Origin of the sequence: Streptomyces sp. NPDC088746 (genome assembly GCF_044751065.1) — a bacterium.
In the GTDB taxonomy this organism is placed as follows: domain Bacteria; phylum Actinomycetota; class Actinomycetes; order Streptomycetales; family Streptomycetaceae; genus Streptomyces.
This window is the reverse complement of record NZ_JBIVLA010000004.1, coordinates 310669-333821: the sequence shown is the minus strand read 5'-3', so window position 1 is coordinate 333821 and position 23153 is coordinate 310669. Positions and strand designations below refer to the sequence as shown.

At 70.6% G+C, this 23153-nt stretch carries 21 protein-coding genes and 1 pseudogene; 14 read left to right on the top strand and 8 right to left on the bottom strand.

The window, feature by feature from the left end:
• The first annotated feature begins 26 nt into the window (after window positions 1-26).
• The 7 genes from ACIP63_RS20480 (at window position 27) to ACIP63_RS20450 (ending at window position 6417) form a co-directional block, all read left to right on the top strand.
• Window positions 27-626 carry a class F sortase gene (locus ACIP63_RS20480; RefSeq protein ID WP_401517423.1) on the top strand — a complete coding sequence of 200 codons (600 nt, stop codon included), beginning with the start codon at window positions 27-29 and terminating at the stop codon, window positions 624-626.
• Window positions 627-1031: 405 nt separating this feature from the next.
• Window positions 1032-2174 carry a M23 family metallopeptidase gene (locus ACIP63_RS20475; protein ID WP_401518276.1) on the top strand — a complete coding sequence of 381 codons (1143 nt, stop codon included), beginning with the start codon at window positions 1032-1034 and terminating at the stop codon, window positions 2172-2174.
• 364 nt (window positions 2175-2538) lie between these two features.
• Entirely contained in the window at window positions 2539-3186 is a 648-nt protein-coding gene (locus ACIP63_RS20470) for a BTAD domain-containing putative transcriptional regulator (protein WP_401517421.1), read from the top strand.
• 114 nt (window positions 3187-3300) lie between these two features.
• Window positions 3301-3780, top strand: a complete 480-nt coding sequence (locus tag ACIP63_RS20465; protein ID WP_401517419.1) for a hypothetical protein — start codon at window positions 3301-3303, stop codon at window positions 3778-3780.
• A gap of 41 nt (window positions 3781-3821) precedes the next feature.
• Window positions 3822-4511, top strand: a complete 690-nt coding sequence (locus tag ACIP63_RS20460) for a hypothetical protein (RefSeq protein WP_401517418.1) — start codon at window positions 3822-3824, stop codon at window positions 4509-4511.
• Between the two features lie 52 nt (window positions 4512-4563).
• Window positions 4564-5250, top strand: a complete 687-nt coding sequence (locus ACIP63_RS20455; protein ID WP_401517417.1) for a M23 family metallopeptidase — start codon at window positions 4564-4566, stop codon at window positions 5248-5250.
• 141 nt (window positions 5251-5391) lie between these two features.
• On the top strand, window positions 5392-6417 hold the full coding sequence (locus tag ACIP63_RS20450) for a hypothetical protein (protein ID WP_401517415.1): 1026 nt from the start codon (window positions 5392-5394) through the stop codon (window positions 6415-6417).
• 56 nt (window positions 6418-6473) lie between these two features.
• On the opposite strand, the gene ACIP63_RS20445 is transcribed toward ACIP63_RS20450, so the two are convergent.
• A complete protein-coding gene (locus ACIP63_RS20445; protein ID WP_401517414.1) occupies window positions 6474-7193 on the bottom strand; it encodes a peptidoglycan-binding protein in 720 nt (239 codons plus the stop codon).
• Between the two features lie 198 nt (window positions 7194-7391).
• Between ACIP63_RS20445 and ACIP63_RS20440 the strand changes: the two genes are divergently transcribed.
• From ACIP63_RS20440 to ACIP63_RS20425, 4 genes are read left to right on the top strand one after another with little or no spacing between them, the layout of a single operon-like run.
• Complete coding sequence (locus ACIP63_RS20440; protein ID WP_401517412.1) at window positions 7392-9251, top strand: hypothetical protein; 1860 nt, start codon at window positions 7392-7394, stop codon at window positions 9249-9251.
• Window positions 9252-9264: 13 nt separating this feature from the next.
• The gene (locus ACIP63_RS20435) at window positions 9265-10764 is read left to right on the top strand and encodes a peptidoglycan-binding protein (protein WP_401517410.1); all 1500 of its coding nucleotides are present in this window, start codon (window positions 9265-9267) and stop codon (window positions 10762-10764) included.
• A gap of 23 nt (window positions 10765-10787) precedes the next feature.
• Window positions 10788-11924 (top strand): hemopexin repeat-containing protein, encoded by a 1137-nt coding sequence (locus ACIP63_RS20430; protein WP_401517409.1) that lies wholly within the window; start codon window positions 10788-10790, stop codon window positions 11922-11924.
• Between the two features lie 26 nt (window positions 11925-11950).
• Complete coding sequence (locus ACIP63_RS20425; RefSeq protein WP_401517408.1) at window positions 11951-12454, top strand: LGFP repeat-containing protein; 504 nt, start codon at window positions 11951-11953, stop codon at window positions 12452-12454.
• Window positions 12455-12478: 24 nt separating this feature from the next.
• Here the strand turns inward: ACIP63_RS20425 and ACIP63_RS20420 are convergent, their stop codons facing one another.
• The 4 genes from ACIP63_RS20420 to ACIP63_RS20405 form a co-directional block, all read right to left on the bottom strand.
• Window positions 12479-13492 (bottom strand): hypothetical protein, encoded by a 1014-nt coding sequence (locus ACIP63_RS20420; RefSeq protein ID WP_401517407.1) that lies wholly within the window; start codon window positions 13490-13492, stop codon window positions 12479-12481.
• Between the two features lie 108 nt (window positions 13493-13600).
• On the bottom strand, window positions 13601-14452 hold the full coding sequence (locus tag ACIP63_RS20415; protein ID WP_401517405.1) for a LysR substrate-binding domain-containing protein: 852 nt from the start codon (window positions 14450-14452) through the stop codon (window positions 13601-13603).
• Between the two features lie 94 nt (window positions 14453-14546).
• Complete coding sequence (locus tag ACIP63_RS20410) at window positions 14547-15824, bottom strand: MFS transporter (RefSeq protein ID WP_401517404.1); 1278 nt, start codon at window positions 15822-15824, stop codon at window positions 14547-14549.
• Window positions 15825-16035: 211 nt separating this feature from the next.
• Entirely contained in the window at window positions 16036-17208 is a 1173-nt protein-coding gene (locus tag ACIP63_RS20405) for a PP2C family protein-serine/threonine phosphatase (RefSeq protein WP_401517402.1), read from the bottom strand.
• Window positions 17209-17429: 221 nt separating this feature from the next.
• On the opposite strand from ACIP63_RS20405, the gene ACIP63_RS20400 reads away from it, so the two are divergent.
• Window positions 17430-19778, top strand: coding sequence for a GH92 family glycosyl hydrolase (locus tag ACIP63_RS20400; RefSeq protein WP_401517401.1), 2349 nt, complete (start codon window positions 17430-17432; stop codon window positions 19776-19778).
• 150 nt (window positions 19779-19928) lie between these two features.
• On the opposite strand, the gene ACIP63_RS20395 is transcribed toward ACIP63_RS20400, so the two are convergent.
• On the bottom strand, window positions 19929-20828 hold the full coding sequence (locus ACIP63_RS20395; RefSeq protein WP_401517400.1) for a carbohydrate deacetylase: 900 nt from the start codon (window positions 20826-20828) through the stop codon (window positions 19929-19931).
• 81 nt (window positions 20829-20909) lie between these two features.
• Here ACIP63_RS20395 and ACIP63_RS20390 point away from each other — a divergent pair.
• Window positions 20910-21188: pseudogene (locus ACIP63_RS20390) on the top strand (glycoside hydrolase family 43 protein); the annotation flags it as partial.
• Window positions 21189-21261: 73 nt separating this feature from the next.
• Here ACIP63_RS20390 and ACIP63_RS20385 read toward each other — a convergent pair.
• Together ACIP63_RS20385 and ACIP63_RS20380 are read right to left on the bottom strand one after the other, a co-directional pair.
• On the bottom strand, window positions 21262-21600 hold the full coding sequence (locus ACIP63_RS20385; protein WP_401517398.1) for a GNAT family N-acetyltransferase: 339 nt from the start codon (window positions 21598-21600) through the stop codon (window positions 21262-21264).
• Window positions 21597-22556 (bottom strand): pirin family protein, encoded by a 960-nt coding sequence (locus tag ACIP63_RS20380; protein WP_401517397.1) that lies wholly within the window; start codon window positions 22554-22556, stop codon window positions 21597-21599. The genes ACIP63_RS20385 and ACIP63_RS20380 overlap by 4 nt, the downstream gene beginning before the upstream one ends.
• A 79-nt stretch (window positions 22557-22635) precedes the next feature.
• Here ACIP63_RS20380 and ACIP63_RS20375 point away from each other — a divergent pair, with 79 nt between their 5' ends.
• On the top strand, window positions 22636-23124 hold the full coding sequence (locus ACIP63_RS20375; RefSeq protein ID WP_401517395.1) for a carboxymuconolactone decarboxylase family protein: 489 nt from the start codon (window positions 22636-22638) through the stop codon (window positions 23122-23124).
• The last annotated feature ends 29 nt before the right edge of the window (window positions 23125-23153 follow it).

The following is a 23153-nucleotide window of genomic DNA, read 5'->3' as shown; positions in this document are numbered from 1 at the left end:
AGCTCGCCCCCGCACCCGGAGTGCTCATGCCCCTCAACCTGAACCCGTCATGGCGGACAGCCGCGTCCGTGACGGCAGCCGCCTTGCTGCTCGCCCCGCTCACCGGCTGCGGTGCGTCCGACACCCCCGAGCCGTCCGTCGGAGCGGCCTCCGACGCGCCCCCGTCCGAGGAGGCGCCCAAGGCACCGGCACCCACGCGGCTGACCGTCCCGTCGCTCGGGATAGACAGCGCGCTGCTGCGGCTGGGACTCAACGAGGACGGCACGGTCGAGGTCCCGCCCGCGGACAAGGGCATGACGGCCGGCTGGTACGCGGGCGGAGCCGTGCCCGGCGAGCCCGGTGCGGCCGTGCTCATCGGCCACAACGACACACGGTTCGGCGAGGCCGTCTTCCACGACCTGCACGCCATCGACAAGGGGGCGGACATCGCGGTGTCCGGCGGGGGAGGGGAGGAGGCGCACTTCACGGTCACCGGCACGGAGACCGTGAGCAAGACCTCCTTCCCCACGCAGAAGGTCTACGGAGCCACGGACGAGCGCGTGCTCCGGCTGATCACGTGCGACGGGGCCTTCGACGCCGACGGCCACCCCGTGGACAACCTCATCGTGTACGCGAAACTGCGCTGACGGCGAGCCGGCCGGCCCCGATCCGCTGCCGGGTCACGGCCGACGCAATGCCACGAGGCCCCGGCACGGCCGTCCCTCCCCGTGTGCGGTCGTCGAGAGGCCGGCTCGAGTGCCCGCGCGGGGATCGGGGAGGAGCCCCAGGGCACCAACTGTGCCCCATCGGGCAGTTCATCCTGTCCACGCGGCCGGTGACGGCCCGTCACCCGCTTGTTAGCGTCGGGGCGTGAGCCGATACACCCCGCCGACATCACGCCCCGCCCTGGCGCCCTCGTGGAGCCGGCCCGGCACGTGAACAAGGACAGGGAAACCACGGCGTTCCCCCACCCGGTGGGAACCACCGCGCACGAAGACGGCCTCCAGCCACGCCCCGAAGCACCGCACCCCGATCCGGCGGGCACCCCGGGACTGCCCGGAGCCACCGGGTACGAACCCACCGGGGACGGGGCGGCGGAGCCCGGACCGGAGCCGGCCCACGCCTCTCCGGCCGACGACGCGTCCGAAAACCGCACGCCCCCACGACGTAGGCGCGGCCCGCGTCCCGTCACCCTGATCGTGCTGCCCAGCCTGGTGATACTGCCCGGCGTCGCCCTCTTCCTGGCCATGACCGGCGGCCTCGACCTGGCCCCGCCGCAGGACCCGGGCCCGAGCCAGTCAGCTGTCAGCAATGTGGACGGTTCCTACGTCCCCTGGCTGCGCAGGGCGACGGCGGACTGCGCGGGCGTCACCCCCGCACTCCTCGCCGCGCACATCGACCAGCTCTCCGGATGGCAGGACAACACCGCGAGCCTCTCCGAGCAGGGCATCGCCCGTTTCACGGACGCCGACTGGAAGACCTGGGGCCGGGACGCCGACGGCAACGGCAGTTCCTCGCCGGGCGACGCCGGGGACGCCATCATGGCGCTGGGGCGGCAGGACTGCTCCCTGGCGGAGAAGGTGACCGCGCTCCGCACCAAGGGCACGGTCAACGGTGACGTCGCCGACCTCACGCTCGCCGCGTATGCGGCCGGGGTGGACCAGGTCAAGGAGGCCGGCAAGGTCCCCGGCCCTGCCCGCACCTTCGTCGCCGACGTCAAGAAGCGGCTTCCGCAGTACGACGCTCTGGTCCGGCGGAACCCCGAGCAGAACGGCCCGGCTTCCGGCGCGCTCCTGGCGCCGCCCGTCACCACGCTCACCGTCACCTCGTCGTTCGGTTCGCGCACCCACCCGCTGACCGGGGTCACCAAGCTCCACACGGGCGTCGACTTCGGCGCGCCGCAGGGGGCTCAGGTGTCCGCGGCACGGGACGGGCGTGTCGAGTTCGCGGGCATGACCCCGGCGTACGGCAACCGCGTGGTGATCGACCACGGCACCATCGACGGAAAGCGGCTGGAGACCACCTACAGCCATCTGTCCGCCCTCCAGGTGACGACCGGTCAGAGCGTGTCCACGGGCCATCCCGTCGGGCTGGTCGGCTCGACAGGTCTGTCCACAGGGCCGCATCTCCACTTCGAGGTCCTCTTCGACGGCCAGTACATGGACCCGGTCGCCTGGCTCGACAACGGCGGCTGAGACCGGTGCCGTTCGCCCGACCACGGAACGGGCCGCCGGTGAACCGACACCCTGTCAGGAATGAGCGAGGCCGGGCGGCCCGCCCGCTTCTTCGACCGTCGGTGCCTTCGACCACGGCATCGCGCCCGGCCCGCCGATGCCAGTGGTTTCGCGCTCAACAGCACGGTGCTTCCAGTGAAGTTGCACGTCAGGGGGCCGGGGCCGAAACTGATGACCACAGGGGGCACTGCCGCAACACATTGTGAGCGAGGCGATCATGGTGATGTCCCCTTCTCCCCGGTTGCAGTTGCTCGGGCAGTGCCAGCTGAAATTCGGTGCTGAGCCCATTGAACTATGCCGGAGCGGCCAGCGACTCTTGGCGTTCGTGGGGCTGCGCCGGCGGGTGTGCCGCACGGTCATCGCGGGAACCCTGTGGCCGGAGGTGACCGAGGAACACGCCCGGGGCAGCCTGCGGACCGCGCTGTGGAAGCTCCCGCGCACGGACCCGGCCCTGATCCGGCGTGGCGGCGGCTCGCTGATGATCAGCCCCTCGCTCGGTGTGGACGTCCACGACCTCACCGACACCGCGCTCGCGGTGGTCAAGGGACGCGAGCCGCCCGGCGTGCGCCAGCCCTTGGGAGCTCTCACGGGCGACGATCTGCTGCCCGGCTGGGACGAGGAGTGGGTGCTGGTCGAACGTGAACGCGTGCGGCAACTGCGCTTGCACGCGCTCGACGCGCTCGCCGAGGCACTGACCCTGCAGGGGAAACCGGCCCTGGCGCTGGAAGCGGCGTGGGAGAGCGTCCGGAGGGAGCCTCTGAGGGAGAGCGCCCACCGAGCTGTGGTCACTGCACACCTCGCGGAGGGGAACCTGTACGAGGCGCTCCGTCACTACGAGGCGTTCCGCCGTTTGTTGAACGAGGAACTGGGCGTCGAGCCGACCTCCCGGTTCGCCGGGATGCTCGCTCGTGCCGGAGCGTTGCGCACCACCGACAGCCGCCGCGAGCGGGTGCCGCTCCCGGACTGGCGATGACGGCGGAGTGACGCCGGGCTGACGGCAGGTACGTAGCGTCCCAGACACGGCGTCGGCCATCGGCGTCCGCCGATGTACGCCACGGCGTGCCGGCCGCCACAGAGGGAGGACGCCATGACCGCCACAGCAACCATCGACGAAGTCGTGTGTCTGCGACCCGCTACGTCCACGGCCTTCGACCTCGCCTCCGTGGTCAACGGCCTTCTCCAGCCGGTCTACCAGCTGCCGGGTGCGGACCTCGTCCGCCATGTCAGCGGATTCACCGATGTCGGACGGATGATTCAGGACGCGCTGGACGAGGCCCCCGACGATCTCTACGCGACGAGCGTGCCGTCCTCCGGAGTGGATCACGCCGTGTGGCCGCCCGGTTCGACGACGGTCGAGGCCGGCGCCGGACATCGTCTGCCGGTGGGAATCACGCTGCCCGTCGAAGGCTCCCAGGACATCTTCCTCTGGGACAGGGACACGAGTTCCGACGATCTGCTGGGCTCGATCAGCATCAGCGAGGCCGAGCAGGGGCAGGGCGCGCTGTCGAAACTGGCCCACTCCGAGGAGGAGAGGTCGTACTACTACGTCAATTACCACGTCGACTGATCACACCGCCCCGACAGAAGACCTCCGAGGAGAGGGTCGCCATGACATGGCGAGTCGCCAGCAGCCTGGAAACCCTGCGCCGACAGCTCGACGCCGGCTTCCCCGGCCGCAGCGTCGCAGCCGACGGCGGTATCGGCGACGCGGCCCACCAGGCGCGTGGCAGCGAGAGCGACCACAACCCCTGGTACGGACCCGGCATCGTCACCGCCCGGGACTTCACCCATGACCCGGCCCACGGCGTCGACATCCAGCAGATCGCGGACCAGCTGCTCGAAAGCCGTGATCCGCGAATCAAGTACGTCATCGCCAACCGGCGGATCGCCACGAACCGAGGATGGCAGTGGGCGCCGTACGAGGGCGCCAATCCGCACGAGGCACACGTTCACCTGTCGGTCGTGGCCGATCCGCGCTGCGACGAACCGCAGAGCTGGAACCTGCCCCTTCTGGGCGGGACGCCGGACGGCGGAGGGAGCGCGGTCGAGGACGGCACCTTCGTCACGTGGGGCACGAGCGTCAACGTACGGGCGCAGCCACGTCTTGACGCCCCGGTCGTCACCGTCCTGACCGGGCCGACACAGGTGAAGGTGGGCTGCCAGACCAGGGGCGACACGGTCGTCACCGCGGGCCGCCGCAATGACGCCTGGGCCTTCGTTCCCGCGCTCGGCGGCTATGTCTCCAACATCTTCATCGACCACCCGGACTCCTGGCTTCCGGGCGTGCCGGACTGCTGACCGCCCGCGAGGACCCGGACGGCGGGCAGCGCCGAGAGGAAGGGGTGCGGCCATGGTCGCCCTGTCCAACATCCGCTTCGGTGCGAACAACGACGACGTACGCACGGTGCAGAAGGCCCTGATTGCCCGGGGGCGGTCCATTCCGGACGGGGCCACGGGCCTGTTCGGCGAGCAGACGAAGGCCGCGTACGAGGCCGAGCAACGCGCCCAGGGCTATACGGGCGCCGACGCCGACGGCATCCCGGGCTGCGCCTCCCTCACCGCGCTGGGGCGCGGTGCCGGGTTCGCCGTCGACTGCGCGGGCGCCCCGGCCGTCGGTGCGAGCGCCCCCGGCCGGGGCCGTGTGCCCTCGCCCGTGCCCGGTCACAAGGTCACGTTCCAGTTCTTCTCGCGCGGTCCGTACGCCTGGAAACCGGACGGTGTGGGGCGTCATACGGGGCAGGACTTCGCCGCCCGGTCCGGGGCGCCCGTGGTTGCCGTCGTCGGCGGCACGATCGCGTGGTCGAACGGCGGTGGCGGAGCCTACGGCCAGTGGATCGGACTGGCGGCGGAGAACGGCCACGTCTACACCTACTGCCATCTCTCGCAGCGCCAGGTGAAGGCCGGCCAGAAGGTGAGAGCCGGCGAGCAGCTCGGCAAGGTCGGGAACACCGGCAACTCCACCGGGCCGCACCTCCACTTCGAGATGTCGAAGGGGGCGAGCTGGTCCTACGGGAATGTCGCGAAGCCCAACTGGTGAAAGGTCGCGTGTGACATGGCGGGCAACTGGACACATCGGGTCACTCCTGGACGGTTGCGGGAGTGGTGGCGTGAACGGCGGTCCTGGGAACTGACCGAGGAGGCGCGTGCGAGCGTCCGCAAACTCAGGGCCCTCATAACGGTGAGATCGGATACCGCCTCGAGCACGGCCGAAGCCCGCACGATGCTGGAAGCCGCGAGTGAGGAGTTGAACGCGGCCGACAGGGTGCTCATGTTCGAGGAGCACCGCAGGGCTCCGCTCGGTTCGCATCTCGCGTCGGCGCAGATCCATGTCAACGCGGCTCGGCTGCTGTGGATCAGGTCGTTCTCCGTTTCGCCCCAGGAGATCTCTCCCTACGTCGCCGGCCTGAAGGCGGTGGTCAGCGATCATCTGTCGGCCGGGGACGCCCGCAGGAAGTCCGTCGAGGGACTCGAGAACATCGCCTCGGGCGAGGACCTGGTGCGGCTCACGGAAGCCGTCGAAGCCGCCCAGTCGGCCGCCGTGCGGGAGAGGGTGCGCGCCGCCAGCTTTGTGCGCATCGTGTACTGCGTGGCCGGGTGCTTGCTGGTTCTGGCGGTCACGGTGGCCGTACTCACCTCCATCTGGCCGCAGGCGGTACCCATGTGCTTCAACCCCGAGCGGTCCATCGACGGAGTCGGCGCGTCCTCCCGGCCGGCGGCCGAACCGCCGGTGCCCTACCGCGTGGTCTGTGCCACCGGAAGTGACGACGCGCCCTCCTCCGGGGACCTGGACGACAACTTCGCCGCCGTCACCTCGTGGGGCGACTACGTGGTGATCGAGGTCGTCGGCCTCGTCGCGGCCGGAGTGGCGGCGGCCATGGCCCTGCGGAAGATCCGAGGGACGTCGACCCCGTACCCGATCCCGGTCGCCTCGGCGCTGCTGAAGCTCCCCGCCGGGGCACTCACCGCCGTTCTCGGGCTGCTCCTGATGCGGGGCAACTTCGTGCCGGGACTCAGTTCCCTGGACTCGTCGGCGCAGATCATCGCCTGGGCGGTCGTCTTCGGGTACTCGCAGGAACTGCTCACCAAGTTCGTGGACCGGCGCGGCCAGATGGTCCTGGATGCCGTCCGGGGGCCGACGAGCCCGCCACCGGCCGGAACCGGCCCCGGGACCACGCCTCCCGCCTCGGACTCCCCGGGCCCCTGACCGCGCGGCGCGGCCGCGAGCCGCCTTCGGGTTCGCGGCCGCGCCGCGCCGGCCCGTCAGTAGCCGCGGGGTGGACGACCGGGGTCCGCCTGCTGGACGCGGGCGGCGAAGTTCGAACCGGCCCTGTCCACCCCGTACCGCGTACGTACGTAGTTGATGGTGGCGCACATGCACGCCACCACGTCGTAGGGCGTCGTGGCGGTGCCGGGCTGGTGATGGGCGGCGAACGTCGACGGGATGCACTGGGTGGCACCCCGTGAGCAGTTCTGGGGGTGGCCGTCAGCCATCCGGCGGCCGTGAGCGTTGACGTCGGTTCTGTTCACGCGCCACTGCCGGGCATTGTGGGAGGACTCCCGCCCCGCGATGGTGACCAGCGCGGGGACGCCGAACTCCGGGTCCATCCCCGTGAGCTCACACGCCGTCCTGGCGTACCGCTCCATCGCGGGCCGCCCCTCGGCGTCGCCCGGATCGTCGTACGTCACCCGGGAGAGGGCGAGCCCTCCGCCGGCCGCGGCTGCTGAGGAGCCGGCGCAGTCGACGGGAAAGCCGCACCGGCGGCCGAGTTCGGTGAGCGAGGCGCATCCGGGTATGCCGTCGGCATCGGCGTCCCGGTATCCCTGGGCGCGCTGCTCAGCGGCGTAGGCGGCCCGGGTCTGTTCCCCGAAGTAGCCGGTCGCCCCGTCAGGGATGTCCCGGCCACGGGAGATCAGGGCGCGTTGCACGGTGCGTACGTCCTCGTGGGACGAGCCGAATCGGACATGGGCGAGTGTCACCATGATCCACTCTCCTGACAACTTGCCTTCATATGAGCCTAGTCCCCCTCCGCCCACACGCAACGGGCGCTGCGGAGCACGTGACTTGGCAGGGATCACGCCCGGTGCGAAAGTGCGGCGCTCCTCCCGGCGGGTGATACTGAATGTGCTCATATATGCGGACAGAACGCCTCATATGGGCTGAAGGGAAGGAGAGTCATCATGCCTGTCGACGCTCAACTCCAGGTAGCCGGGGGAGTCACCCAGGCACTCGTCGCCGCACTGGACCAGATCCACTCAGCCGTCACGGCACGGATGGTGGGGCCCGACGGAAAACCGTCCGGCTCGGCCATCTACATGCATCTGCCGGTGGGCTACCCGGTCGACCCCACCATGTACTCCTTCGCGTGGACACCCGCCGGAGGCGCGACCTCGGCGGCGGTGTCCAGTGACGGTCGTTTCGCGCCGGCGGCCCCGGCCGCGCCCGCGGCTCCCGAAGCCACCACTCCGGCAGCGGCGCTGACAGCGGTCCCGCCCAAACCGGACCCACAACTTCAGCACTCGCTCCAGGCCGCCGCCTTCACCTCGAACCTCGTCGACGAGATGCTGATGATCACCAAGGACGGGATCGCCGTCGCCTGGCCGGACCGCAAGGTCAGCTTCGCGTACAAGACCGCCCTGGTCGGCATGCAGGCCGAGCCGGTGCCGCCGCCCAGCCCAGAGGTCCAGGCCCGGATCGACGCGGCGAGGAAGACGCTCTTCACCTTCGACGCCGAAGGCAACATGACCGGGTACTCACGCAAGTACGAGATCTACAACAAGAACAAGAAGTCCTACGAGGACGCGGTCAGCGCGTTCGCGAGTGCCTTCGCCGCCGCCACCGCCGACCCCGCGCAGGGCCAGGTCTGGCCCGTCACCAGCACGAAGTACAAGGGAGCCGTCGACAAGGCCCGGGCCGACCTCTTCGCCATGGGCGGCCAGGAGGTGGAGGACGCGATCGCCACGACGCAGTCCATCGGAAGCAGCGCCGCCGCGTCGTTCATCGCCCAGGCCCGCACCATGTTCGACTCCTACCAGCTGGGGCTCGCCGGCGCCGTCGCGGTCAATGTGCCGTACTCGTACATCGACCCCATCTCCTGGTGGGACAGGAACAACAAGGACTTCGGCACGGTCGAGGTGCACGTCGAGTCCAACAGCCTCAACAAGGCCGCCGCGGGCGGCAGCCAGTCCTTCGGGCGGAGCTTCTACGACAACAGCTCCTCCTCCACATCCGGCAGCGCCGGCTACAGCGTCGGCTTCTTCGGCGCGTCCGCCAACGCCTCGCACTCCGAGAGCAGCGCATCCTCCGGCACCCACACCGACAGCTCCACGTGGTCGAGTTTCCACGACGAGACCTCCAACGCCACCGTGGACTTCGAGTGGTTCATGGCGACGATCCGACGGCCCTGGCTGCTCGGTGACCTGTTCCACATGGACGGCTGGCACATCGTCGGCCAGCCGAAGGGCTGCATCAGCGACGGCACGGTCGACGGCCAGTTCGGAAAGACCGACAAGCTCCTGCCGATGGTGCCCAAGGGCTTCGTCGTCGTTCGCAACGTGAAGATCTCCGCGGACAACTGGGGAGCCGCGGGTGACGCCTTCCAGAAGGCCGTGGCCGACGCGAGCTCCAACACCAGTACCAGCTCCACCAGCTTCGGCGGGTCCGCCGGATACTTCGGCATCGGCGGTTCCGTGCAGCACAGCGAAGGCGAATCGCACGGCGTGTTCGAGTCCAGCAGCGGCAGCGACTACGGCTGGAACTTCCACAGCGAGGGCCAGCGGGGCACGCTGGAGATCCACGGCTCACAGATCGTGGGGTGGGTCGGCGAGATCACCCCGCCGTCGCCGCTGGTGGACGCGCCCAAGGACGAGGCCAAGAAGGACGCGCCCAAGGGCGAGGCGGCCAAGAAGGACGAGGCCAAGAAGGGCGAAGGAGACAAGCCCAAGACCGACAGCCCCACGCCCTCTCCAGCCGCGACCCCGACGCCTGCCGCGACTCCGGCGCCTGCCGCGCCCCCGACGCCTGCCGCCCCGACGGCCTGAGGAAGGCACCGTCATGCCCGCCCACGAGGACCTGCCGGTCGCCCTGGGCCAGCAGGTCCTCGACCAGCTACTGCGGACCTACGTCACAGCCGGCGCGGGGAAGTTCGCACTCGCCGTGCTGCCGGGCCAGGCAGTCGACGACGACATGGTGCAGAACGGCGTGGTCAACCAGCTTCTCGTCTCCGAATGGCTGCGGACCGACTACGACTTTCCGCTCCTGCTGAGACTGAGCGACTGCACCCCCATACCCGCCGCCCTCGGCACCGGGATCTCAGCCTCATCCGTCTACACACTGATCGCCCAGTACAGCCGCCCCGCAGCCGCGCCCGACACGGACGCCGGGGAACGCGTGCAGAGGCTGCTCAACGCCGCGAAGCAGGACTTGGGGCCCAACCCCGGCGCTCTCCCCCTGGGCCTCGAACCGGATGACTGGGCGGCACCCAGCGGGGCAGTGCACTGGCAGACCTTCGACACCACCGTCACCGCGTCACAACGCCCGCCGCAGACCGAAGGGACATCCCTCCCCAACGCAAACCCGGACCTGTGGCAGCTGCGTGCCGAACACTCGACGGAGACCGTGCCGGACACCCCCCGGAGCACACTGCTCGAGCTCGACAGCCACCGCGTCCAACTGCTGCGTACCGCGATGGACTCAGGAGACGCTGACGTGCTGGCCCCCTCCGAGGTCGTCAACGCTCAGGAGGACGCGGCGTTGAGAGCCCCGGCACTCAGACTGCTGACGTCCCTGCGCCCGTCCGCCACCCCGGAATCCCCGGCGGCCGACGAGGCCGTGCCGGAGGCCGCGACCACCAGCGCCCCGACCGCCGGAGGCGACCTGCGTATCCACTTCGAGCACAGCCTGGTGCGCCTGGTGCGCAGGTTCGCCGGAGCGTCCTGGTGGCATCCCCAGCTGACAGCGGAACCCGGATGGTACGTGCCCGGCATGCGCCGCGGCCAGCTCGTACCGGACCCGCCCGGGGACGGCACCGCGCACTGCCTGCCGCAGGCTCTCCTGCTGGTGCGGGACATCCGCATCACGGGCAGCTGGACGGCGGAGGCGTACGCCGCGCTCGGCGCCGCCGCACCCGCGTTCGGGCCCTTCCTGCTGCGGTCGGGCGCCGTGCCCACCGCCGACAACCCGGGCACGACGACCGTCCAAGGCCTCGGGACCCAGGTCATCGGCATTCTCGGCACTCCGATGCCCACGCTCCCGCCGATCGACGACCCCGGCCGGCCGCCTCCGGCCGCGTTCGTGCCCTTCCCCGGCACGGGCTGGTTCAAGAAGGCACCGAAGAGCCCGGTCGTCCTCGCGATGGGCCGGAGGCTGGTGGAAGAAGGATGCTCGGCCTACGCGAAGGCGCCAGGGCCCCAATGGACGCAGGCGGACCGGGCCTCTTTCACCAAGTGGCAGCACAGGCTCGGATACCGGGGCGCGGACGCGGACGGCTACCCGGGCCCGGCCTCCTGGAAGGCCCTGCGCGTGCCCAACGGACCTGACCCCCAACCGTCGTGACCGGCAGGCGACAGGAGACTCCGATGGCACCCCTGAACATCTCGTACTTCGCTCTCGCCGGGGAGGCAGCCGTCTTCGACTGGCAGGCGAACGCCGTCACGGAGCGCCGGCCCCTCGGTGACTTCTGGAGCGGACTGCCGGACGAGTTCGCCGGCACCATCGACACCGCGGTCGACCTGGGGGCAGGCGGACTGTACGTCTTCCGGGGCCCGGCCTATCTCCGCATCCGGATCGCCGACGGACAGGTGGACCAGGGATACCCCCTGCCGATCGTGGACATGTGGCACGGTGTCGACTTCGACGCGATCGACGCCGCCATGAACTGGGGAGACGGCAAGCTCTACTTCTTCCGAGGCTCCCGGTACGCCCGGTACGACATCGCCGCGGACCGGCAGGACCCCGGCTACCCCAAAGAAGTGTCCGCGGGCTGGAAGGGTGTCGACCCCGGCTGGACCGCGGGCGGCCTCGACGGCGCGGTCAACACCGGGTCCGGGCGCGCCTATCTGTTCAGAGGCGACGAGTACGTGGCCCTCGACTGGCACACCAAGTCCCAGGTGCCCGGCTACCCACTGGAGGTGGCGGGCCAGTGGCCGGGCGTCACCGGGCCCGTCGAAGCGGCCTGGTCCCTCGCGGCCGGCCCACCGCCCGCAGGAGCCGCGACGGCCGGGGCGGCCGAGTTCTACGACCGCTACCACGGCTTCGCCGAGCCCGGGGCGACGCAGCTCGGTGTTCCGGTCCTGGTGACCCTCGGCCAGGCCGCTCTGGAGTCGGACTGGGGGCGCAGCGCACCCGGCAACAACTTCTTCGGCATCAAGGCGAAGGCGGACGACCCGGAGGAGACCCGTCAGCTGCTGCGCACCCGGGAGGTTCTGCGCCGTCCGGACGCCACCTTCCCCGAGGTCCTCTCCGTGACACCCCGGCCCGACGGCACGTTCGAGTACATCGTGCGGGACTGGTTCCGTCGGTACCCCTCCCCGGAGGAGTCCTTCACGCACCACGCCCGCTTCCTGCGCGACAACGCCCGGTACGCCGCGGCCTTCGACCACAGTGAGGACCCCTACGCCTTCGCGCGCGCCGTGGCCGCGGCGGGGTACGCCACCGACCCCCGCTATCCCGACGTCCTCGCAACGCGCATGCGTCAGATCGAAGCGAGTCACTGAGCACACGACAGCACCTGGAGGCAGTCATGACGTTCATCGACGACAAGTGGGCCCAGGTTTCGTGGCTGGGACAGCCGGTCGACGCCGGAGCGGGCAGTGCGGAGGGCCCCCTGCCCGACGGCCGTGGCAGTGCGCGCGACTACCAGAACGGCTCGATCTACTGGTCGCCCCAGTCCGGAGCGCACGAGGTTCACGGCGACATTCGCGTCGCGTACGCACGCCACGGCGGCTCCGGCGGCTTTCTGGGCTATCCCGTGACGGACGAAACGGGTACGCCCGACGGTGTCGGCCGCTACAACCACTTCGAGGGCGGCTCCATCTACTGGACGCCGCGCACGGGGGCACACGAGGTCCATGGTGCGATCCGCGACCTGTGGGCGAGCACCGGCTGGGAGAACGGCTTCCTGAGATACCCGGTCAGCGACGAGACCGGGCCGCCCGACAACCGGGCGAGCCGCTTCGAGCACGGCCATGTGACCTGGTCCCCGGCCGGGGGCGCGGTCGCCCACCGCGGCGGAGCCATCGACTGACCCGCGCGCCACGCCCGCCAGGATTCATGGACCCGCAGTGGAAGGCGGCGTTCCAGGAGTTCCCCGCCGCGCCCGCCGAGTCGGCGTCCCAGCCAGTCGATCGACCCCGTAGCCGCTGATCAGAAGGCGTTCCTTGCGGTTGCCGGTGAGCAGTTGGCTCCAGTCGACGAAGCCGCCGTCGCCGACTTCGAGGGAGTGACCGTCCACGACGGTGCAGACCTTGAAGCACATGCTCGTGTAGTAGCCGCGTCCGGTCGTCCGGTCGGGGTCCTCGATCACAGCGACGCCCGGCAGCGCGGCGAGACCGCCGCGCATCCGATCGATGACCGGGCGGCACGCGTCATCCAGGCAGGTGAGCCGGATCTCCGTGTGCTCCGCCCCCACGGCGGCCAGTGCCCGAGCGGCGAACCGCAGATGCTCGGCCAGCTGCCGGTGCTCGAAGGACCGGTTGCCTGTGTCCCGGCCGGCGGTCACCAGGCCGAATATCTGGAAGTGGGCGAGCATGCCAGGAGCGTCGAAGTGCTGTGCCCGGACCACTCTCTGACTGGCGGCCAGCCTGACCGGCACCGTGGAACGAGGATCGGCGGCCAGGGCCACGGAGCGTCGTACGGATGCCTCCAGGGCCAGCGCGTTCGTCGGGTCAGCTGCCACCTCGCTGCCGCGAACCGTCGCGATCACCTTGCGTGGATCCACGGTCGCGACGGCCGAATGGGCTGCCAGAGGCAGGACAGGGGAGAGCACGAGAGTCTCGAACCCGTCGGGCAGCGCGGACACCAGGGCGTCCTCGGCACGGCGAAGCGCGGTGCAGCCGGTCGGCGCGGGTGCTGCGAACCGGTCGTCGCGGTAGCGCCGCATCACCTCCGCCGGTGTGCGCCGGTCCGCTCGCCGCCGGAACACCTCGAGCAGCAGCGTGGTCAGATCGGCACCGGACATACCGTTGCTCAGCTGGTCCAGCAGTTCGGGGCCCCCGGGCCGTCCCAGCACTCGTCGCAAGGCCGGGTTGGCCGGACCGTCTCCCTCGGGCTCATGACGCGTCATGAGTGGCGATTATCGGCTCAAGGGGCCCGGGCCGGCCACGGATTTTCATGCATGCCTTCGGTGACGATGCCGGCTCGTCGCGTGACCGCGCCGGGTGGGCAGAGCCGGTCAGCGGCGGTACGAGGCCGTCGCTATCTCGATGAACGAATGGATCAACGGGTTGCGGTCACCCTCGTTGCAGACCGCCACCACCCGGCTCGGCGCCATGTCGGTCAGCGGCACCGCGGTCAGCCCCGCGGGCATGTCGTGGCCGAGCGGGGCCAGGCCGACCGTGCCGTTCCACAGCACGGCCTGCAGGCACTCCTGGACCACGCGCACCACCGGCCCCTCGCGTGGCTCGCCGCCGTTCCAGTACGACCGCCACAGCGGGTCGGTTCCCTGCGGGAACTGGAACCAGCGGCGGTCGCTCAGGTCGGCCAGCCGCAGGCTGTCACGGTGGGCCAGTGGATCGTCGGCGCGCAGGACCGCGCCCACCGGATCGGAACGCAGCTCCCGCACCGTCAGGGCGGTCTCGTCGAACGGCGCCCGGGTCAGGGCGACATCGACGAGTCCGGCGCGCAGCCCGCAGGTCGGGTCGGTCAGGTCGGCGTCGCGGATGCGGATGTCGACGCCGGGGTGGCTGCGACGGTAGGCGGCGGCCAGTCTGGTCGCAGCCAGGTCGGTGCTGTCGCCCAGGATGCCGACGGTGATGGTCGCGCCGGCGGCCGCCGCGGTCGCGCGCAGGCGTACGCGGTCGGCGTGGTCGAGCAGGGCGCGTGCCTCGTCGAGCAGCAGGGCGCCCACCGCGGTGAGCGTGACGCCGGCAGGTGAGCGGACGAGCAGCAGGGCACCGAGCTCGGCCTCGAGCTGCTTGATCGCCCGGCTCAGCGGCGGCTGGCTCATGTGCAGTCGCGTGGCGGCCCGGCCGAAGTGGAGTTCCTCGGCGACCGCCACGAAATACTGCAGGGTGCGTAGCTCCACGCTGCAACGCTACCCGCCGGGTATCGACTTGGGGGGACCGGTCCTGGACAGTCGCGGGGCGCTGCCGAGCGTTCTCCGGAACCCCGGGGTGCGGTTACGCGTGCGCCTGGTCCGGTTCTCCGCCGGTTTTCACGGCGGCGGCACCCTGTCGGGGCCGCGTTCGTGTGCCCCAGCGTTCGATCGCGGGGCCGACCGCCCCCACGGCCGCGAAGAACACGCCGAGGAGCAGCCAGCCTGTCGTACCCGTCCCGAGCACGACGGTCGTGAGGATGGCGGGAGCGAGCGCCTGGCCCGCGCTGAAGCCGAGCCCCAGGAGCCCTTGGTACTGGCCCTGGGCATGGTCCGGTGCCAGGCCGAAGCCGAGGGCGAAGCCGGCCGAGGACTCCCAGATCTCCCCGAGGCTGTGCACGAAGATCGCCGCGACCACGAGGCCGGTGGCCGCCCACACGGGAGTGTGCGCCGTCAGGGCCATCATCGGACAGCTGAGGAGGAAGAGCAGCCCGGCCGTGCGGAACGCCCTGCCGCCGTCGAGCGGGGTCTCGATGCGGGATCCGATCCTGGTCTGCAACAGGACGCAGACTCCGGCATTGATCGCGGACACCGCGGCCACGGTCCAGCGCGGCGCGTCCGTGTGCTCCGAGATCCAGATCGGCAGAAGCAGGGAGACCACCGGGTATTGGAGCCCCATGGCGCCGTAGAGGGCGGTGAACGCCACGAACGGACGGTCGGTGAGAGCGATCCAGCGGCGGCCCTCCCGCGACGAAGGCGCCAATGCCCTGTAGTGGGGGAGCAGGAACAGGAGGAGGGCGCACAGGGCGAAGCTGGCCGCGTCGCCGAGGATCAGCACGATGTAGGCAGTACGCGTGTTCGCCGCCACCGCGAATCCGGCACCCACGGTTCCCAGGACGACGCCCAGATTCACGTACGTACGGAGCTTCGCCCTGAACAGCGCCGGGCGGTCGGTGCCGACCCTGACCACCAGGGCTCCCCAGGCCGCACCGGCAGCGGCTGCGGCAAGCTGGTCGACGGCAGCGATGACGGTGAGGGCGGCCCAGCTCTCGACGAGCACGAGAGCGGACATCGCCACAGCCTGGACCGCCAGGGCGAGCATCATGACCGTGCGAGGGCCACGTCGATCGGCCAGATGGCCGCCCGGTATCCCCGCGAGCAGGCCGATCAGGCCGGCGATGGTGAGGGCGGCGCCCACCTGCACCGCGGGGAGATCCACGACCAAGGTGAAGTAGAGCGCGGACGCCGTGTTGAAGAGCCCGTTACCGACCCGGTTCACGAAGCTGGCCAGGATCAGCACACGTTCCGACCTGTTGCTCCCCGCTATGTGAGCCAGACGGCCGGGCGATCTCCCCTTGATCATGGGCGCAGGCTAGCAGCGGTTCCAGGCACGGTCAGTGGTGCGAAATCCGTGGGTGGGCGCTGGACATGCAGCGGCCGGGCTCAGGGCCGCCCGCCTTACGACGTTCGTGCCCGGGGCAGGAGGAGACACGTGAGGCGGGCGCGGCGCCCGCCGCCGACGTCCCGCGGCCCCGCTTCGAAGCCGTACGCGGAGTCCGCCGTGGCGCGTGGGTTCAGCGCCGGTGCTCCTGTTCCGACCCGTGCGGTGCGTGCTCCGCACGGGTGACGGCGACCAACGCCAGGTCGTCCCTCAGGAGCCCCTCCGTGTGGGCGTGAACCGCCTGCGCGAGTCTGTCCACCACGGTCGGCGGGCCCTGGCGCCACGACTCCCGCAGAACCTTGTCCGGTGTGTAGAAGCGCCCCTCGGCGTCGCGTGCCTCCAGGAGCCCGTCCGTGCACAGCAGGAGCAGACTTCCCGGGCCGAAGGGGCGCGACTCGTCGGCCCACGGGCCCGTGTCGAATTCGCCGAGCCCCAGAGGCAGGCCGGGATGCTCGGGCTCCCAGACCTGCAGGTCGGTCCCGCTCACCAGGAAGGCCGGGCAGTGCCCACGGCTGATGAGACGCACTTCCGTGCCGTCGTCCGGGATCTGCGCGATGGCGGCCGTGATGAAGTGTTCACCGCTCAGGCCGCCCTCACCGCCGACCGCGGCGGTCTCCCTGCTGTGCCGGGACACCGCCTCGTCCAGGTGGCGGGCCAGCTCCGGCAGCGTCGGGGTGTGGTGCGCGGCTTCGTGGAAGCTGCCCACCAGCGCGGCCACGTCGGGAACGGCGTTCAGCCCCTTGCCGCGTACGTCACCGATGAGCAGGCGCACGCCGTACGAGGTGTGCTCCGCCGCGTACAGGTCGCCGCCGACAGAGGCCGCGGCGGACGCGGCCTCGTAGCGCACCGCGATCCAGGTGTTCCCCCACCACGCCCGTACGGGTGGCAGAACTGCGCGCTGGGCGCTCTCCGCCACACGCTCGGCTCCCAGGAGTCGGCCAAGGAGAGACAGCCGCAGCCGGCACAGCGGCACGGATGCCCAGGCGAGGACCACCATGGCGACGTAGTCGACCACCGCGTGCTCACCCTCGGACGGCATGTGCCGTGCGAACAGGAGTACCAACCCGGCCACGCTGTTGAGCGCGGCGACGCCGACGACGGCCCGCAGTGAGTACACGCAGGCAGCGAGCATGGAGCTCAGGATCAGGAAGACGTCCCCGCTGAACGCGCCCGGCGTGGGCAGATCGATCGCCAGTGCGAGTGCCACCAGCGCCAGCGGTGCGAAGCGCGCCCACCGCGGGAGCAGATCGCTCTCGTTCCGCGGCGCGTGCGACGTCAGCCCTGTCGCCGTGCGGTGCGGGCTCACGGCATCGCCTCCGGGGTGAAACAGGCAGGCCTCACTCGGGCAGGCTCTGCGTCCTGTCTCGACCTTGGAGCCGGAAGCCCTCTCCCGCACGCGGAAGCCGGGAGCGGGCGAGCGCCGAGCCGCCCGCCTGCCGCAGCTCTTGACGAGTACACGCATGCGGGCCAAGAATGATCGCGCAGTGCGCATGACAACGTTGTCTACGTCCGAGAGGCGCTCATTCCATGAGATGGACCCACTGGATTCGCGGGGCGGGGACGGTGGCCGCCACGGCCGCCCTCCTCGGCGGTGCCGTCGCCGCGCCTGCCGCGGCGGACGGGGAGGGGCACGCCGAGCGCGCCCGGCTCACCGATCTCGTCAACCCGTTCATCGGAACCGAGAACGAGGGCAACACCTACCCCGGCGCCGCGGTGCCCTTCGGCATGGTGCAGTTCTCGCCCGACACCGGGCACAACACCGGCTACGACTACTCGGAGACCCACATCAGGGGCTTCTCCACCGTCCACATCTCCGGTGTGGGCTGCGGCCTCGGCGGAGACCTCCCGGTGCTTCCGACGACCGGTGACATCACGTCGACGGACAACGCCGCGTACGCGGCGGAGTTCAGCCACGACGACGAGAAGGCGAGCCCCGGCACCTACGAGGTCGGTCTCAAGACAGGCATCAAGGCCGAGCTGAGCGCCACCGAGCGCACCGGGGTGCAGCGCTACACCTTCCCCGCCACGGACAAGGCCAACGTCCTCATCAACGCGGGCCAGTCGCTGCACAAGACCGTGGACACCGACGTCGAGATCCTCGACAACCGCACCGTACGCACGGCCATCACCGGCAGCGGCTTCTGCCAGGACACCAAGCCGTACACCGTGTACACGATCACCCGCTTCGACCGGCCGTTCACCACCTCCGGCACCTGGAAGGGCGACAAGGTCACCGAGGGCTCGAAGTCCTCGTCCGCGGCCGCCGAGCGCAACGGCGCCTTCGTACGCTTCGACACCTCCAAGGACCGCACCGTCGAGGCGACCACCGCGATCTCGTACGTGGACGCCAAGGGAGCCGCCCTCAACCTGCGCGCCGAAGGCGGCCGTTCGTACGACCGTGTCGCACGCTCGGCCCAGGCCGCCTGGGAGGACCGCCTCGACGACGTCCGGGCGAAGGGCGGCAGCGAGACCCTGCGCCGGACCTTCTACTCGTCCCTCTACCGGTCGTTCCTCGCGCCCAACATCGGCAGCGACGTCGACGGCCGCTACACGGGCTGGGACCAGAAGATCCACCGCGCCAAGGGGTTCACCTACTACCAGAACTGGTCGCTCTGGGACACCTACCGCACCCAGGCCCAGCTCCTGTCGCTGCTCGCACCGCACGAGTCCCGCGACATGGCCATCTCCGTCATCAAGATCGACGAGGACAGCGGCTGGCTGCCCAAGTGGGGCTACGGCACGGTCGAGACGAACATCATGACCGGTGACCCCGTCACGCCGTTCCTCACCAACGCCTACCAGCAGGGTCTGCTCAAGGGGTACGAGGAACAGGCGTACCGCGCGCTGAAGAAGAACGCCGACGGGGTGCCGCCCGCCGAGTCCGCCCCCGTGGGCCGCGAGGCCAACAAGGAGTACCTCGCCGACGGTTTCGCGCCGTACATCAAGGACCGGGCCCATGTGAAGCCGGGCGACTCCGACTACGACCACGGTGCCTCCGCGACCCTGGAGTACGCCTTGTCCGACGCGATGCTCGGGCAGATGGCGAAGGAGCTCGGCCACGACGAGGACGCCGCGCGCTACGCGGAGCGGGCGCAGAACTACCGGACCATCTTCGACAGTTCGACCGGCTTCTTCCGCGCACGGGACGCGAGCGGCGCCTTCACCGGCCCCGCCGACCCGGCGCAGAGCGAGGGCTTCCACGAGGGCACGTCCTGGCAGTACCAGTGGCTCGTCCCGCAGGACCTGCCCGGCATGGTCTCCCTGATCGGGGGCACCGAGTCCGCCAACGAGCGGCTCGACTCGTTCTTCGCCTACGAGCAGTTGCTCCAGGACCCGGCGAAGACCGCCCGCGAGGTGTGGGTGAACGGGCCGTACGACTACTACAACGCGGACAAGTACAACCCGCAGAACGAGCCCGACCTGATCGCCCCCTACACCTATCTCTCCACGGGACAGCCCTGGAAGACGACCGACGTGGTGCACGCCGCGCTCACGCTCTTCACGGACACCCCGACCGGCATGACCGGGAACGACGACCTGGGCACGATGTCCGCCTGGAACGTCCTGTCCTCGATCGGGATCTTCCCGGTCCAGCCGGGCACCGACACCTGGGGCCTGTCGACCCCCGTCTTCGAGCGGGTGGACCTGACCCTCGACCGGCGCTACTACCCCAAGGGCCGGCTGACGGTGCAGGCTCCGGGCACCTCCGACGCGGCGCGCTACATCCAGTCGGCGCGGACGGACGGCGCCGCGTACGGGAATACCTACCTGACCACCGAGGACATCCGCGGCACACGCGACCTGTCCTTCGAGGTCGGTACGGAGCCCTCCCGGTGGGGCACCTCGGCGGACGCGGCACCGCCCGCCCTCAAGTGAGCCGCTGAACAACCTCTGTCCGCAGCCGGACCGGCCGGGGCGCAGCCAGCGCCCCGGCCGGTCCGGGTCGACCCACAGCCGCCCGGCGGGGGCCGTCATCAGGCCGGACGCGATGCGCCAGGTCCGGATGCGGATGGCGCCGGCGCCGGTTCACACAGGACCCGTGTTCCTGGCCCACACACGCTGAACGGCCCGGTAGTCGATCAGGGTGACGCCCTCCCGGGCCACGGCGTCCCGGGCCTCCGGCGACGTGAGGAACTCATGGTCCGTGCGCCGCACATGGCGGTCGCTGTCGGCACCGCGGGACTCCCGGCCGGCGAGAGCGGGATGGACCGCCCATTCGCTGAGCCCGGCCGGCAGGTCGTGGAGCAGCCGGCCGTAACGGGCCGCCTTGCCCTCGGCCGGGAGGGAGAAGCTGTCCAGGAAGTCATGGTCGATCACGGGCAGTCCCCTTCGCCGCATGGCCCGCAGCCCCGGCTCCAGCCAGACGCGGACGGCGAGGCCGTACTCCGCGGCCAGCCCCACGGTCAGGTCGAGGATGTCGTCGCGGCCTCCGTCGGCCAGGCAGTGGAAGTCCAGGTGGGTCGGCGCGAGGCCCGCGTCGGCGACGGCGTCGATCTGCGCGCGGAACTCGGTCTCGACCTCGTCGGGCCGGACACGGCCGAGCAGTGCGGTCCGCCCCGCGGCTGTCGGCTCGAAGAAATTGCCCGCCGGGTCGAGCAGGGAGGGAACCCTCTCCCTTGCCGTCAGGGGGCCCCAAGGCAGGTCGGGCGTCTCGCACACCATGGTGAGGTGGATCCCGAACGCGATCCCCGGCCTCTGCCGAAGCAGCCGCATCGCGTCCGGCGCCGCCGGACACACGGTCATGAGGCTGCACGAACCGGCGATCCCCTCCTCGATCGACTCGATCACCCCTGCGTTGACCGCCGGGCCCATGCCGAAGTCGTCGCAGTTGACGATCAGCAGGCGGGCATCGGCCGGGAATCCGAGAAGCCGGTTCCACCGAGCCGACGACGTCACGATCGCGGATTCGACGCCTTCTTCATCCATGCCCGCAGTCTGGTCCCGGTGCCGACGGTTACGCACACGGATTTCGTCGAAGCGCTTCGATTGGACCACTCAGGGGAGGGGCGGACCAGCCACCTGGTGCTGCACGCCAGGGCGGACGGCATGGACAAGCCCGGCGCCCTGTTCGTGGGGCGGCGTCAGCGCGACCCCGACTGCGAGGCGCGGACGCGGGTCGACGTCGGCGGCCCCGACACCCTTCGCCTGGGGTACGAGACCGACGACGGCACCTTCGAGATCCTCGCCGAACTCGACGGCCGCTATCTCACCACCGAGGTCGCGGGCGGATTCACCGGCCGGGTCGTCGGCATGTACGCGACCCGGGGCACCCTCGCCTTCGACTAATTCGAGCTGCGGCCGGCCTGACGGAGCGCCGCCACCCGGCCGTCGTCCGGCCGGCTGGCGGCGGCGCGGGTGCTCATCGAGCCAGGGTGGTCTCCAGCCACTGGAGGATATCGGGCGTGACCGGGTCGGTGATGTCGGAGAACTCCTCGTGCTTCTCGAGGAACTTGGCCACGTACGGGCAGACCGGCACGATCCGCTTGCCCGAGTCCCGTACGTGGCTGAGCGCCTCCCGCACGAGGACGGAGGCCAGTCCCCGGCCCGCGAAGGCGTCGTCGATCTCGGTGTGGAAGAAGACGCGCTGCCCGTCGCGGTCGCGGTAGGCGGTGAATCCCGCGCTCGCCTCGTCGACCACGATCTCGTAGCGGTGCCTGGCGTCGACGTGACGGACGACGGGGGCGGCGGCCTGGGTCATCGTGTGTTCCCTTTCGGGCGTGTCGGGTTGCCACGCGGTGCGATGGTGGCGTTGGGAAGAGCCGGGGCGGGGATGCGGGCGCCGGGGTAGCCGTCGACGTGGCCGAAACGGTCGGTGCCGGCCTCCCACGCCTCACGTGCCTCGACGATGTCGTCATGACTGCGGCCCACGAAATTCCACCACATGACGATCTCTTCGTCGAACGGCGTTCCTCCCACGAGCACGGCCCGGGCGGGGGCGTCGGTCTCATTGACCAGGGTGACTTCGCCGTGCCCCGGGCCGAGGTAGCCCAGCTCGGCCGGTCGCAGCAGCGTTCCGTCCAGACGGATGCTCCCCTGGTCGACGAGAAGGCCGTGCTCGAAGGCGGTGTCCGTGTCGAGGATCGCGGTCGCGTGCGGTTCGAGGACGATCTCGGCGCCGAGCAGAGGGGTGAAGGCCGGGACCGGGGAGGTGTCTCCGGCGAGGGAGCCGAGGAACACCCTGATCACGGCGCCGCCCCGGCGGACCGGGTCCGGCACATAATGCCGGAAGTCGCGCCCCGTGTCCCGGTGCTCGCCGGGAAGCGCCACCCACAGCTGGACACCGTGCAGGACCGTGGTGCCGGGGGTGGAGACCTCCGTGTGGCTGATGCCCCGGCCACCGGTCATCAGGTTGAGCTCTCCGGGGCGTACGAAGGCGTGGCTGCCCAGGCTGTCGCGGTGTTCGATCTCGCCGCTGAAAAGCCAGCTGACGGTCTGCAGGCCGATGTGGGGATGCGGGGCCACATCCATCCCGCCCGTCACGGCGACGTCGTCGGGGCCGTAGTGGTCGATGAAGCACCAGGCCCCGATGAGCGTGCGGGCCCTCTGCGGCAGCGTCCGCCGCACTGTCATCGCCCTCGGGCCGCCCAGCGGTACGTCCCGCGCCGTCAGCACCTCCACACCCGGGCCACAGGTGTTTGCATGTTCAACAATCATGCTTGATCATAAGCCTTCGCGCACTCGGGGCGCACGGTACGTCGAGGGGGCGGGATACGTCCCGGTGAGGAGTCCAGGAATGAACGGTACCGAGGCGGAGCGTACGAAGAGGCGGGTCTACGTGGACAAGCAGAGCCCCGAGGCCTACAAGGCCCTCACCGCCACGGCCGAAGCGGTGCGCACGGTCGCCCAGGAGGCTGGGCTCGACCGCACCCTGGTCGAACTGGTCAACCTCCGGGTGTCTCAGATCAACGGCTGCGCATACTGCCTGGACGTCCACACCAGAGCCGCGCTGCGTGCGGGTGAGACGGCCCAGCGGCTGGGAGTGCTCGCCGCCTGGCGTGACACCGAGGTGTTCACAGCACAGGAGCGCGCGGCCCTCGCCCTGGCCGAGGCGACCACCCACCCCGCCGACGCCGCCCTCCAGGAGGACGCCTACGCCACGGCACGCCTCACCCTGTCCGACGACGAGACATCCGCGGTGATCTGGGTGGCCGTCACCATCAACGCATTCAACCGTGTCTCCATCATGAGCAAACACCCCGTGCGCGGTGTCCCCCGGCAGTGAGGCGGCCACGCCCCCTTCAGGCGACGCCC

What these genes read in the sequence shown, in the direction of transcription:
- ACIP63_RS20480 (WP_401517423.1), top strand. Translation starts at nt 27, where the DNA reads ATGCCCCTCAACCTGAACCCGTCATGGCGGACAGCCGCGTCCGTGACG.
- ACIP63_RS20465 (WP_401517419.1), top strand. Translation starts at nt 3,301, where the DNA reads ATGACCGCCACAGCAACCATCGACGAAGTCGTGTGTCTGCGACCCGCT.
- ACIP63_RS20460 (WP_401517418.1), top strand. Translation starts at nt 3,822, where the DNA reads ATGACATGGCGAGTCGCCAGCAGCCTGGAAACCCTGCGCCGACAGCTC.
- ACIP63_RS20455 (WP_401517417.1), top strand. Translation starts at nt 4,564, where the DNA reads ATGGTCGCCCTGTCCAACATCCGCTTCGGTGCGAACAACGACGACGTA.
- ACIP63_RS20445 (WP_401517414.1), bottom strand. Translation starts at nt 7,193, where the DNA reads ATGGTGACACTCGCCCATGTCCGATTCGGCTCGTCCCACGAGGACGTA.
- ACIP63_RS20440 (WP_401517412.1), top strand. Translation starts at nt 7,392, where the DNA reads ATGCCTGTCGACGCTCAACTCCAGGTAGCCGGGGGAGTCACCCAGGCA.
- ACIP63_RS20435 (WP_401517410.1), top strand. Translation starts at nt 9,265, where the DNA reads ATGCCCGCCCACGAGGACCTGCCGGTCGCCCTGGGCCAGCAGGTCCTC.
- ACIP63_RS20430 (WP_401517409.1), top strand. Translation starts at nt 10,788, where the DNA reads ATGGCACCCCTGAACATCTCGTACTTCGCTCTCGCCGGGGAGGCAGCC.
- ACIP63_RS20425 (WP_401517408.1), top strand. Translation starts at nt 11,951, where the DNA reads ATGACGTTCATCGACGACAAGTGGGCCCAGGTTTCGTGGCTGGGACAG.
- ACIP63_RS20420 (WP_401517407.1), bottom strand. Translation starts at nt 13,492, where the DNA reads ATGACGCGTCATGAGCCCGAGGGAGACGGTCCGGCCAACCCGGCCTTG.
- ACIP63_RS20410 (WP_401517404.1), bottom strand. Translation starts at nt 15,824, where the DNA reads ATGATCAAGGGGAGATCGCCCGGCCGTCTGGCTCACATAGCGGGGAGC.
- ACIP63_RS20400 (WP_401517401.1), top strand. Translation starts at nt 17,430, where the DNA reads ATGAGATGGACCCACTGGATTCGCGGGGCGGGGACGGTGGCCGCCACG.
- ACIP63_RS20395 (WP_401517400.1), bottom strand. Translation starts at nt 20,828, where the DNA reads ATGGATGAAGAAGGCGTCGAATCCGCGATCGTGACGTCGTCGGCTCGG.
- ACIP63_RS20385 (WP_401517398.1), bottom strand. Translation starts at nt 21,600, where the DNA reads ATGACCCAGGCCGCCGCCCCCGTCGTCCGTCACGTCGACGCCAGGCAC.
- ACIP63_RS20380 (WP_401517397.1), bottom strand. Translation starts at nt 22,556, where the DNA reads ATGATTGTTGAACATGCAAACACCTGTGGCCCGGGTGTGGAGGTGCTG.
- ACIP63_RS20375 (WP_401517395.1), top strand. Translation starts at nt 22,636, where the DNA reads ATGAACGGTACCGAGGCGGAGCGTACGAAGAGGCGGGTCTACGTGGAC.